The 12,365-nt window shown below is 59.5% G+C and carries 8 protein-coding genes; 2 read left to right on the top strand and 6 right to left on the bottom strand.

Annotation, left to right across the window (positions count from 1 at the left end; genetic code table 11):
- Window positions 1-24 precede the first annotated feature (24 nt).
- The 6 genes from FHW77_RS19840 to tesB form a co-directional block, all read right to left on the bottom strand.
- A complete protein-coding gene (locus tag FHW77_RS19840) occupies window positions 25-828 on the bottom strand; it encodes an exodeoxyribonuclease III (RefSeq protein WP_004444069.1) in 804 nt (267 codons plus the stop codon).
- A gap of 160 nt (window positions 829-988) precedes the next feature.
- Window positions 989-1,714: a LolA family protein gene (locus FHW77_RS19835; protein WP_006698306.1), complete on the bottom strand. Its 726-nt coding sequence runs from the start codon at window positions 1,712-1,714 to the stop codon at window positions 989-991.
- A gap of 47 nt (window positions 1,715-1,761) precedes the next feature.
- Complete coding sequence (locus FHW77_RS19830; RefSeq protein ID WP_004444062.1) at window positions 1,762-4,425, bottom strand: DNA translocase FtsK; 2,664 nt, start codon at window positions 4,423-4,425, stop codon at window positions 1,762-1,764.
- 273 nt (window positions 4,426-4,698) lie between these two features.
- The gene (locus FHW77_RS19825) at window positions 4,699-6,045 is read right to left on the bottom strand and encodes an ammonium transporter (protein ID WP_004444059.1); all 1,347 of its coding nucleotides are present in this window, start codon (window positions 6,043-6,045) and stop codon (window positions 4,699-4,701) included.
- Window positions 6,046-6,074: 29 nt separating this feature from the next.
- A complete protein-coding gene (locus tag FHW77_RS19820) occupies window positions 6,075-6,425 on the bottom strand; it encodes a P-II family nitrogen regulator (RefSeq protein WP_004444057.1) in 351 nt (116 codons plus the stop codon).
- Between the two features lie 210 nt (window positions 6,426-6,635).
- Complete coding sequence (gene tesB, locus FHW77_RS19815; protein ID WP_004444049.1) at window positions 6,636-7,520, bottom strand: acyl-CoA thioesterase II; 885 nt, start codon at window positions 7,518-7,520, stop codon at window positions 6,636-6,638.
- Here tesB and FHW77_RS19810 point away from each other — a divergent pair.
- Window positions 7,484-8,821, top strand: coding sequence for a ubiquinone biosynthesis hydroxylase (locus tag FHW77_RS19810; RefSeq protein WP_373968923.1), 1,338 nt, complete (start codon window positions 7,484-7,486; stop codon window positions 8,819-8,821). The genes tesB and FHW77_RS19810 overlap by 37 nt on opposite strands.
- A 458-nt stretch (window positions 8,822-9,279) precedes the next feature.
- Window positions 9,280-12,363, top strand: a complete 3,084-nt coding sequence (locus tag FHW77_RS19805) for a helicase-related protein (protein WP_004444043.1) — start codon at window positions 9,280-9,282, stop codon at window positions 12,361-12,363.
- Window positions 12,364-12,365 lie beyond the last annotated feature (2 nt).

Genomic DNA, 12,365 nt, shown 5'->3' with positions numbered 1-12,365 from the left:
CAGATCACCGCGTCCGGCATTGGTTCAAAACCGGAAATGGGCGGTGACTGGAACGTGATCGGATGGTCGGTTCCAGCCGCGGGCTTCCCGCAATATCTCGATCCTGTCAAGCGACGGGCCGAGATCCTGAGACGACCAGATGTGATCGAGGCGGCGGCCGCGATCAGCCGCTTCCCAGTCCTTGGCGCGGTAACTCCACCACGTATAGATTTTTTCCGTTGCCGGCACATTCAGCCGCATCAGATCAAGCCAGTTGCCCTTCTTCATGATGTCCAGCATACCCTCGGTTTCCACCGGCGTGTGGCTGACGATCTTGAGAAGCTGCTTGTGCGACCAGACATCGTTCTCGAGCGGCGCTATATTGAGGTCGCCGACGAGGATGGAAGAAGTGCCCGGCACGCCATCGGCACGCAATGCCTTCATTTCCTCAATGAAATCCAGCTTGTGGCCGAATTTCGGATTGATTGAGCGATCGGGTTCGTCGCCGCCTGCCGGAACATAAAAATTATGGAGCCGGATGCGGCGCGATCCCACCTGGACAATCGCGGAAATATGGCGCGCGTCGCCAATTCCGCAGTAATCCTGCCGATGATCTTCCGTCAGCGGGATTTTCGAGGCGATGGCGACACCATGATAGCCCTTCTGGCCGTGAATGATCACGTGCTCGTAACCCAGCGCCTTCAACGGCTTCATCGGAAACTCGCCATTCGGGCATTTCGTTTCCTGCAGGCAAAGAATGTCGGGTTTGTAACGTACCAGAAACTGCTCAACGATCGGCATTCTGAGCCTGACCGAGTTGATGTTCCAGGTGGTTATCGAAAACGACATGCATGTGCTCCGCTTTTACTGCCGCGAGCCGCTTGGCCCAGGACATGTTTCCGGGGCGCAGGCTTATAACATCGTGACGAAAACGGGAATGTATTTTAGCGGTAAAATGAAAAAGGCGGCCTGAGAGCCGCCTTCACACAGCATACATCGACAGGGAGCGTCAGCCGCGCTTGCGTACTTCTTCATAATTGATGTTGAAGACGCGTTCATCGAGGTTCACGCCGGTCTGAACGTTGAAGATCATGACGGTCGTGTCCTTGTTCTGGGCGTCCGTCGTGGTCCATTGCCGCAGATCGAACGTCTTCGGGTCGAACATCAGCGTGATGGTGGAATCGCCAAACACGCTCTTGTCACCGAGGACGATGGTGGTCAGGTCAGATTCTTCCTTCACATCCCGGACCTTCTGGTTGCTGAGATCGATCTTGTCGGAGAGAAGCAGGCTGAGCGGAGTCTTCGACAGTGGATAAAGATCCCATGTCTTCAGCTTCATATTGCCGATGACGACATTCTTGCCGTCGGAGATGACGCGCATCGGCGAGGGGTCTTCATAATTGAAGCGGAGCTTGCCTGGCCGTTCGATGTAGAACTTGCCGCCGGTCTGTTCCCCGCGCGGGCCGAACTGCACGAATTCACCCATCATGGTTTTTACCGACGAAAAGTGGTTCGCGATCTTCTGTGCCGTTGCGGTATTGCCGGCTGCCTGGGCAAAGGCGTCGAGCGGCGAGATGCCAGCGATCACGGCAGCCATGGAAAATGCCGTCAGCACCCCACGCCGCGTCACGCCATTTTGCGCTGCGCTTGCATTGGCCGTTTCGCCGGTGGTCAGGTCGTTCATTCTGTTCTCCTTCATCGCAGCGATTGTCCGCGAAAAACGCGGCGGCTTCATGACGTGAAAGCGTGTAATAACGCTTCTCGACGCCGCTTGGTTGCGGATTATCGCTCGATGATATCTGCTTCCGTGGGAACGAGGATTTCGCGTTTTCCGGCGTGGTTGGCGGGGCCGATAATGCCTTCCTGCTCCATGCGTTCGATCAGCGATGCCGCGCGGTTGTAACCGATGCCGAGACGACGCTGCACATAGGATGTGGAGGCTTTGCCATCGCGAAGTACGACGGCCACGGCCTGATCGTAGGGGTCCTCGGAATCCGAGAAGCTGGCGCCGCCGGCCGGGCTTGCGCCAGCGCCGTCCTCGTCTTCTTCTTCGGTAATCTCTTCGAGATACTCAGGCGACCCTTGTGTCTTCAGATAGGAAACGATCTCTTCCACTTCATTGTCGGAAACGAAGGGCCCGTGCACACGCTGGATGCGTCCGCCGCCCGCCATGTAAAGCATATCACCCATGCCGAGCAGCTGTTCGGCGCCCTGCTCTCCAAGGATCGTGCGGCTGTCGATCTTCGAGGTGACCTGGAATGAGATGCGTGTCGGGAAGTTGGCCTTGATCGTGCCGGTGATGACGTCGACCGAAGGACGCTGGGTGGCCATGATGACATGGATGCCGGCAGCACGCGCCATCTGCGCCAAACGCTGCACCGCGCCTTCGATATCCTTGCCGGCCACCATCATCAGGTCGGCCATCTCGTCGATGATGACGACGATATAGGGCAGGGGCTTCAGATCGAACTCTTCCGTTTCGTAGATTGCCTCGCCGGTCTGGCGGTCGAAACCGGTCTGCACCGTGCGGGTGAGGATTTCGCCCTTGTCGAGCGCCTGCTGCACGCGGCTGTTGAAGCCGTCGATATTGCGCACGCCGATCTTGGACATCTTCTTGTAGCGTTCCTCCATCTCGCGCACCGTCCATTTGAGCGCGACGACCGCCTTTTTCGGATCCGTGACGACGGGAGAAAGCAGGTGCGGAATGCCGTCATAGATCGACAGTTCCAGCATTTTCGGGTCGATCATGATCAGGCGGCACTGTTCCGGTGACATGCGGTAAAGCAGCGACAGGATCATGGTGTTGATGGCAACGGACTTGCCCGAACCGGTGGTGCCTGCAACGAGCAGGTGCGGCATCTTGGCGAGATCGGCGATGACGGGTTCGCCGCCGATGGTCTTGCCGAGCGCCATGGCAAGCTTGGCTTTGCTGTTTTCGAAATCGCGGCTGCCGATCAGTTCGCGCAGGAACACGGTTTCGCGGGTCTGGTTCGGCAGTTCGATGCCGATGGCATTGCGGCCGGGAACAACGGCCACGCGGGCGGCGATCGCGCTCATGGAGCGGGCGATATCATCCGCGAGGCCGATGACACGCGACGATTTGATGCCGGGGGCCGGTTCCAGCTCGTAAAGTGTGACGACCGGGCCGGGGCGGACATGAATGATTTCACCCTTGACGCCGAAGTCTTCAAGAACCCCCTCGAGAAGACGGGCGTTCTGCTCGAGCACCTCTTCGCTTAGCGTATTGTCGCGAACAATGTTCTTGGGCTCCGCCAGAAGATGAACGGTAGGAAGCTGGAAACCGTCTGCGGCGATGAAAGAGGCCTGTGCTTCGCGTGCCACACGCTCACTGGGCTTCGGGCGTGCCGAAGGAGCGGTTATTTTCGTCTGTCCGCGTCCCGGCGCCTGTCGGGCAGTGAATTTCTGGTCGATGTCGTCATCGGAAAGGATGCCACTTGGCAGGCGGGCCTCGTCAGTACCGAAGGACGGCTCGCCGTCCCCATCGTCTTCATGACTGGGCGCGATGGAGGGAGGAGACATCTGGCGACGCGATGCAGTTCGTTCTTCGAAAGAGGGTTCCGCGCGCTGGTCGAGACGGTTGATCGCCGTCTTGAGGCGCGACGGCTCGTTTAGCGTGCCGAATTCATACTCGTTGAAATCATAGGGATGTTCGAATTCGTCATGCAGCGATTTCGACTTCAGGCCGAACAGGCGACGAAAACGGGCCTGGGTGATGTACCAGTAGTGCGTCAGTGCGCCGAAGGCGAGAATATTGGCGAAGAAACCCTCGCCATCATCCTCGTCGTCCTCTTCCGCCTCGCGGACGGCGCGGGCCTTGCTGACGGCCGGTCCGGGTTCTTCACGCTCCAGTTCATCGTCCAGACCGCCGACAATGCCGGCGGCAAACAGCATGAGCCAGGTAGCCGGCGCGGCGAATATTACCCCAAGTATCGTCGCAACGGTGCCCGTGGGATAAGCGCCGATGAATAGGGCGGGAAAACGAAGGATCATGTCGCCGATCACGCCGCCGATACCGTTCGGCAGCGGCCAGGTGACGGGAGCCGGAAAGCAGCCGAGGGACGCAGCGCAGACGATCGCGCCCGCGATCCAGGCCACGAGGCGGGCGGGTATGCGCTGCAGCTTGCGGCCGGCGATCAGGGCGATCGCCCATGCAATGACCGGCAGCAGGGAAATGATGGCCGAAAGCCCGAGGAACTGCATAACGATATCCGCGAAGATCGCGCCGCCGTAGCCCAGGAGATTGGTTGGTTGGTTTCCTGTGGCATAGGACAGGCTCGGATCCGCCACATTCCACGTCGCGAGCGCGGCGATACCGAGTGCAATCGTGGCAAGCAGAGCGAAACCGGCCAGAGCCATAATCTGCCGCACGAAAAACGCCGTCAGCACAAAACGTGTGTGACGACCATCGAATGTCGGAGAATGCATTCTGCCCATGTCCCTGAACCCGTCATTTTTTGGTTTCGGCGAGATCCGGCACACGGCCTGATCCCGGATTGACAGGGAAAACTAACCGCCAGCTGGTTAATGTCGTGTTAACCATGCGGTTTTTTGAGGATGCCAGAGCGTTTTAGGGTGAGCGTTTGAGCGGATTTCAGCTTTGAAGCGGTTGCGCAACGGCAGATTGGCGGCAAAGAAAAAGGCCCGTCGAAACGGGCCTTTCTTTTGGGAATGGGGATGGAGAACCCCATTTTCCCGGTATCAGGAGTGGTAAGCGGCTTCGCCGTGGGTGGCGAGGTCCAGACCTTCGCGCTCGGCTTCGACCGGGACGCGGAGCCCGACGATCACATCGACGATCTTGTAAAGGATTGCAGAGACGATGGCGCACCAGACAATGGTGATGGCGACGGCCACGAACTGCGTCCAGAGCTGCGAGGCGATGGAGAATTCGGGCTTGCCGGTGCCGCCGAGTAGCGGCGAGGTGAAGATGCCGGTGCCGAGTGCGCCGATGATGCCGCCGATGCCGTGAACGCCGAAGACGTCAGCGGTATCGTCGTAACCGAACTTGTTCTTCACCACGGAGACGAAGAAGTAGCAGATCGGCGAGACGATGAGGCCGAGAACGATGGCACCCATCGGGCCAACCGAGCCTGCAGCAGGTGTGACGGCAACGAGGCCGGCGATCATGCCCGACGCGGCGCCCAGCATGGATGCCTTGCCACGGGTGAAGCTTTCAACCAGCGACCAGGAAACAATGGCGGCTGCGGTTGCGAGGAAGGTGTTCATGGTTGCGAGAACCGCACCACCCGATGCTTCGAGGTTGGAGCCGGCGTTGAAGCCGAACCAGCCGAACCACAGCATGGCTGCACCGACGAGTGTCAGTGTCATGGAGTGAGGAGCCATCATGTCCTTGCCGAAGCCGGTGCGCTTGCCGACCATGATCGCGCCGATCAGGCCTGCGATACCGGCATTGATGTGGACGACCGTGCCGCCGGCGAAGTCGAGAGCGCCCATGCCGAAGATCAGGCCGTTTGCGTCCCAGACCATATGGGCGACCGGGAAATACACGAAGGTGGCCCACAGGATGGTGAAGAGGATGACGGCGGAGAACTTCACGCGTTCCGCGAAGGCACCGATGATCAGCGCCGGGGTGATGGCCGCAAAGGTCATCTGGAAGGCGATGAAGGTATATTCGTAGATCACGACGCCCTGCGAGAAGGTTGCCGAGGTGCTGTCAAGCGAAACGCCCGACAGGAAAAGCTTGCCGAAGCCGCCGAAATAAGGGCCGGTGCCGCCGCCGAAGGCGAAAGAGTAACCGTAGATGACCCAGATGAGCATCATGACGGCGGTGATGACCGTGCACTGCATGAGAACGGAGAGCATGTTCTTCGTGCGGACAAGACCGCCGTAAAACAGCGCCAGGCCCGGAAGGATCATGAAGAGCACGAGGATGGTGGCGACATACATGAAGGCTGTGTCGGCCTTTTCCGGAACAGGCGCTGCGGCTGCGGCCGGCGCTGCATCCTGGGCAAAGGCGATGGCCGGGGCCATCAGGGCCGTCGCTGTTGCGCCCAGCTTGCCGAGCGTCAAAAACTTGTTGAGTTGCATAGCTAGAAAACTCCCCTGTCAGCCGTGCTTCAAAGCGCTTCTGTGTTGGTTTCGCCGGTACGGATGCGCACGGCCTGTTCAATTGAGTAAACGAAGATCTTGCCGTCGCCGATCTGCCCGGTCTTTGCCGCAGATGCGATCGCTTCGACGGCCTTGTCCACGACGTCGGATGGAACAGCGATCTCGATCTTTAGCTTGGGAAGGAAGCTCACCGCATATTCCGTGCCGCGATAAATCTCGGTATGTCCCTTCTGGCGCCCGTAACCCTTTACTTCGGTCACGGTCAGGCCCTGGATGCCGACGCCGGTGAGTGCTTCACGCACTTCATCCAGCTTGAACGGCTTGATAATGGCCATCACAATTTTCATCTGGTTTCCCATCCTTTGTTTGTCCTCGCACGGAGCCGACTCTCCTGCCGCTGGCAGATCAGTAACAGCGACTGCGGACATACATTCAAAGGGCGTGCCAGTTTTGAGTGTGTAACTAACTTATTGAAATGTAATGTTTATATGACGGACGTCTGAAAAAGGGGCATTTGTCGGCGAATTTTGCGTCTATAAAATGTGCGATTTTTAGAAAACGCACTTTATTTAATCATTTGCCCTTTTGCGGATCAAACCTTCCTGCGCCACGGAGGCGACCAGTTCACCCTGTCTGGTGAAAATATTGCCACGGGTCAAACCACGCGCGCCCGAGGCGCTGGGGCTGTCCTGTGTATAGAGCAGCCAGTCATCCAGCCGGCAGGGACGATGAAACCACATGGCGTGGTCTAGGCTTGCCACCTGGATCGAAGGATCGAAGATCGTCGTGCCATGGGCATAGAGCGAGGTGTCCAGCAGCGTCATGTCGGAGAGATAGGCGAGAATGGCGGATTGCAGGCGCGGATCGTCAGGTACGCTTCCAACGGCACGGACCCAGATATCCTGCTGCGGCTCCAGCTTTTCTTTTGAGATGTAGTGGGTCAGCGAGACCGGCCTGATCTCGATCGGCCGCTTGTTGCTCCAGTAGTTTCGGATCGAAGCGGGCGCCTTTGCGAGGAAAGCCGCCTGCATCTGTTCCTCGCTCATCAGTTTTTCAGGCGGCGTCACATCAGGCATCCTGATCTGATGGGTAAAACCGTCCTCGAATATCTGGAACGACGCCGACATGGAAAAAATAGCTTTGCCGTGCTGGATGGCGACCACGCGACGGGTGCAGAAACTGGCGCCATCGCGGATACGCTCGACCTGGTAGACGATGGGCACCAGCGGGTCGCCGGGACGCATGAAATAGGCGTGCAACGAATGCACGAAGCGATCGTCATCCACGGTTCTTTGCGCGGCGATCAGGGCCTGTGCAATGACCTGACCACCAAAAACCCGTTGCCAGCCGATCTGCGGGCTTTCGCCCCGGTAAAGGTTCTCTTCCAGCTTCTCAAGATCGAGCGTGGCGATGAGATTTGCCATCGGGTCTGACGATTGCAAGGGATGCGACATTTTTTCGGCCTGCTCCGGCTGTAGGAAGACGTCACATGGTCTATAGTGCGCCGATGATGCATGCACAAGATTTGAGGAGAAGCGCGATGCTGGACGTTGTGGTGGCAGGCGGCGGATATGTCGGTCTTTCCGTTGCTGTGGCAATCAAGCAGGCGGCCCCGCATCTGAATGTGCAGGTAATTGAAGCCGCTCCTGAGGATGTCTGGGCAAAGGATGTTCGCGCGTCCGCCATTATCGCAGCGGCTACCCGCATGCTCGATGTTTTCGGCATCTGGAACGAGATCGAGCCGGAAGCCCAGCCGATCCACAAGATGATCGTTACCGATTCGAAAACCGCCGATCCGGTACGTCCCGTGTTCCTGACGTTTGACGGCGCGGTGGAAGAGGGCCGGCCCTTTGCCCATATGGTTCCAAACGTCGCTTTGGTAGGCGCGTTGCGGGGCCTTTGCGCACGCCTGGGCATAGAAATCCGCCACGGCCTCAGTGTTTCCGATTTTACAGCAGGACCGCAGTCGACGGCTATTCACCTTTCCGACGGATCGACGCTCGAAGCGCGATTGCTGATTGCCTGTGATGGTGTTCGCTCGGCTCTTCGGGATATGGCTGGCATCAAGACGGTGCACTGGGCTTACGATCAGTCAGGCATCGTGACGACCGTTGAGCATGAGCGACCGCACGAAGGCTGCGCCGAGGAGCATTTCCTGCCATCCGGACCCTTCGCCATTCTGCCGTTGAAGGGAAACCGGTCTTCGCTTGTCTGGACCGAACGCACCGCCGATGCCGACAGGCTTGTGGCCGCCGACGACCTGGTGTTCGAGGAGGAGCTTGAGCGCCGGTTCGGCCACAAGCTCGGCACGATCCGCCCTGTCGGTCCCCGGCGCGCCTTTCCGCTGGGTCTCACTTTGGCACGGTCCTTCGTCGCGTCGCGTTTCGCGCTCGCCGGTGATGCGGCCCACGGTATTCACCCGATCTCGGGTCAAGGCCTCAATCTGGGTTTCAAGGATGTGGCGGCTCTGGCCGAAACCGTGGTTGAAGCTGACCGTCTCGGCCTCGACATCGGCTCCCTCAATGTTCTGGAGCGGTATCAGTCCTGGCGCCGGTTCGACACCTTGCGGATGGGGGTGACCACGGATGTGCTGAACCGGCTGTTCTCCAATGATGTCGGTCCCATTCGCATCATGCGCGATTTCGGTCTCGGCGTGGTGGATCGTTTGCCGGGTCTCAAATCCTATTTCATCGGCCAGGCCGCCGGTACCACGGATGCAAATGCGCCGCGTTTGCTCACCGGTGAGGCACTCTGATCTCGGCTTGTGGTGCTGGCTTCGGAACGGCTTTTCGGGGATTGGCGCTTGACAGCCGATTCCCGGATTTTCCGACCGGCGGTTTTACCGTAATGCCGAATCCGGCCAAGGACTTATCCGGATTCATAATCTGGTAGAGGCCGTGACTTCGCCAACCAGATATTGCGGAGAACAAAAGCTGAATCACGAGGAGTCAGCGATTCGTATTCGATTCGTTCGCAGACTGTTCCGCAGCCGAATCGATTTCATTTTCGCCGGATTCTTTTTTCTTGTTCAACTATCTGAATCGAAATGGAAAATTTCGTTGACTGGTCGCCTTGTAGCACTTTGCGGGTGAGGCCTATTGCCTTTGTCGGCAGGCGTTGCCATGTGTGGTGCGTGCGGCCCATACCGTTGATGTGGGTGGCACGCCAAGCAGATGAAGTCGATTCGCGGATAGTACGTTGAATTTTCGCCCCATGATCCTGAGCGGCCGCGGTGTCACGGCCGTTCTCGGCCCCACCAACACCGGCAAGACCCATTACGCGATTGAGCGTATGGTGGCGCATGGCAGCGGTGTCATCGGCCTGCCGCTGCGCCTTTTGGCGCGCGAGGTCTATACCCGTCTGGTCGAAAAGGTGGGGGCGCCCAATGTGGCGCTGATAACCGGCGAAGAAAAAATCTCACCCCCAAAAGCCAAGTATTCCGTTTGCACAGTGGAAGCCATGCCGCGCGAAACGACGGCCGCCTTCGTTGCAATCGATGAGGTGCAGCTGGCAGGCGATCTCGAACGCGGGCATATCTTTACCGACCGGGTTCTGCATCTGCGCGGTCGGGAGGAAACGCTGCTGCTGGGGGCGGGCACGATGCGCCCGATCCTCGAAAAGCTGCTGCCGGGAATTACCGTGGTGGAGCGACCGCGTCTGTCGCAGCTTTTTTATGCCGGCCAGAAGAAGATAACCCGCCTGCCGCAGCGCACGGCGATTGTCGCTTTTTCCGCCGATGAGGTCTATGCCATTGCCGAACTGGTGCGCCGCCAGCGGGGCGGCGCGGCCGTTGTGCTAGGCGCGCTTTCGCCCCGCACGCGCAATGCGCAGGTGGGTCTCTATCAGTCCGGCGATGTCGAATATCTGGTCGCGACGGACGCTATCGGCATGGGCCTTAACCTCGATGTCGATCACGTCGCTTTCGCGCAGGACCGAAAATTCGACGGTTATCAATTCCGCAATCTCAATCCGGGCGAAATCGGCCAGATCGCCGGCCGCGCCGGCCGCCATCTTCGTGACGGCACCTTCGGGGTGACAGGCCGTGTCGACCCGTTCGATGACGAACTGGTGGAGCGGATCGAGACGCATCAGTTCGATGCGGTGAAGGTGTTGCAGTGGCGGACGAAAAACTTCGATTTTTCCTCTATCGCCAATCTGCGTGCGAGCCTTGACGCTGCGCCGGCGATCCAGGGGCTTTCGCGCGCCCTGCCGGCCATCGACCAGCAGGCGCTGGAGTATCTGTCCCGTTATCCCGAAATCATCGACGTGACGACGACCGATGCACGGGTGGAAAAGCTCTGGGAGGCCTGCGCGCTTCCGGACTATCGCCGTATCGCCCCGGCGCAGCATGCGGATCTGATCTCCACGCTCTATTTCGACCTCGTCAAGCGCGGGACGGTGAACGAGGATTTCATGGCCGAACAGGTGCGTCGCGCCGACCGCACGGATGGAGAGATCGATACCTTGTCTGCGAGGATTGCGCAGATCAGAACATGGACTTATGTATCGAACCGCCCAGGATGGCTTGCCGATCCGACACACTGGCAAGAAAAGACTCGGGAAATCGAGGATCGATTGTCCGATGCGCTACATGAAAGGTTGACGAAACGCTTTGTTGATCGCAGGACATCTGTGCTCATGAGGCGCCTGAGAGAGAATGCGATGCTTGAAGCTGAAATCAGTGTAAATGGTGATGTCTTCGTAGAAGGTCATCACGTCGGCCAATTGGCCGGGTTCCGGTTCACGCCGGTGCCGGGAATGGAAGGGCCGGATCAGAAGGCCGTGCAGGCTGCGGCGCAGAAGGCGCTCGCGCTCGAATACGAGGCGCGTGCCGCGCGTCTGCACGCCAGTGGAAATGGCGATCTCGCTTTGAGCTCCGATGGTCTGGTTCGCTGGCTGGGCGAGCCGGTTGCCCGTCTTTCGGCCGGCGACAATATCATGAAGCCGCGGGTGATCCTGCTGGCCGACGAGCAGTTGAGCGGTAATGCCCGTGATCACGCGCTCGCGCGGATCGAGCGTTTCGTCAACCACCAGATCGCAACCGTGCTGAAGCCGCTGGATGATATCTCCCGTGCGGAAGACCTTCAGGGTCTCGCAAAGGGTCTCGCTTTCCAGCTGGTCGAAAATCTCGGCGTGCTGTTCCGTCGTGACGTCGCGGAAGACGTGAAGTCGCTGGATCAGGACGCGCGTGCTTCCATGCGGCGTTACGGCGTGCGTTTCGGCGCCTATCATGTCTTTTTGCCTGCGCTCCTGAAGCCTGCTCCGGCAGAACTTGTGACGCTGCTATGGGCCTTGAAGAATGATGGTCTTGGCAAACCGGGTTATGGCGACCTTATTCCCGTGCTGGCTGCAGGCCGCACCTCGGTCGTTACGGATGCCAGCTTCGAGCGCATGTTCTACAAGCTTGCCGGTTTCCGTTTCCTCGGAAAGCGCGCGGTGCGTATCGACATTCTCGAGCGTCTGGCCGATCTCATCCGTCCGCTGCTGCAGTGGAAGCCCGGCCAGCAGCCGCGCCCCGAAGGCGCTTATGATGGCCGTCGTTTCACGACGACGACCGCGATGCTTTCCATTCTCGGCGCAACGCTCGATGACATGGAAGAAATCCTCAAGGGCCTCGGTTACCGTGCCGATCAGGTGACGGCGGAAGAGGCGCAGGCCTTCCTCGCCAGCCAGGCAGGCGCCACTGTGCCGGCTGCCCCGGAAACGACGGCGGGCGAAGAGGATAGCGCTGAGACCGAGCAGGACGAGCCGGCTTCCGAAGAGCAGGCCTCCGAAGCGGTTGCTGTTGTGGAAGGCGACGTTACCGAGGCGCCCGTCGCGGAAGCCGCCGGTGAAGAGGCTGCTGCAAATGAAGCGGCTCCGGCGGAAAGCGGTGAGGCCGCCGAGCCGAAGCCCGTGCTTCTGTGGCGTCCGGGTGGCCGCAATGAAAACCAGCGTGGTGAAAACCGTCGTCCCGGCAATCGTGGCCAGGGTCGTGAGCAGACAGCGCGCGAGCAAGGCGAGCGACGCGGCGAAGGCCGCCGTGACAATCGCGACGGGGCAAATCGCGATGCAGCCAATCGTGGCGGCGAGGGCGAGCGCAAGCGTGACGGCGGCCGTCCCGATCGAGGCAACAACCGCAATAATGATCGTCATGATCGTGGCGAGCGCAAGGACAGGCCGGAGCGCAGCGACCGTGGCGGAAAGCCGCAGGGCCAGCAGCGTTTCGAGGCCAAGCCACCGCGCAAGGAAAAGCCGCTGGACCCGGATTCGCCTTTCGCAAAGCTCGCTGCCCTCAAGGAGCAGCTGAAGAAGTAAGC

Origin of the sequence: Agrobacterium sp. RC10-4-1, from assembly GCF_014138475.1 — a bacterium.
Classification (GTDB): Bacteria; Pseudomonadota; Alphaproteobacteria; order Rhizobiales; family Rhizobiaceae; genus Agrobacterium; species Agrobacterium pusense.
This window is presented reverse-complemented; position numbering and strand designations above follow the sequence as displayed.

Bases quoted from the DNA above. Each gene is read 5' to 3' on its own strand.
- FHW77_RS19840 (WP_004444069.1), bottom strand. From the start codon at position 828: ATGTCGTTTTCGATAACCACCTGGAACATCAACTCGGTCAGGCTCAGA.
- FHW77_RS19835 (WP_006698306.1), bottom strand. From the start codon at position 1,714: ATGAAGCCGCCGCGTTTTTCGCGGACAATCGCTGCGATGAAGGAGAAC.
- FHW77_RS19830 (WP_004444062.1), bottom strand. From the start codon at position 4,425: ATGCATTCTCCGACATTCGATGGTCGTCACACACGTTTTGTGCTGACG.
- FHW77_RS19825 (WP_004444059.1), bottom strand. From the start codon at position 6,045: ATGCAACTCAACAAGTTTTTGACGCTCGGCAAGCTGGGCGCAACAGCG.
- FHW77_RS19820 (WP_004444057.1), bottom strand. From the start codon at position 6,425: ATGGGAAACCAGATGAAAATTGTGATGGCCATTATCAAGCCGTTCAAG.
- tesB (WP_004444049.1), bottom strand. From the start codon at position 7,520: ATGTCGCATCCCTTGCAATCGTCAGACCCGATGGCAAATCTCATCGCC.
- FHW77_RS19805 (WP_004444043.1), top strand. From the start codon at position 9,280: ATGATCCTGAGCGGCCGCGGTGTCACGGCCGTTCTCGGCCCCACCAAC.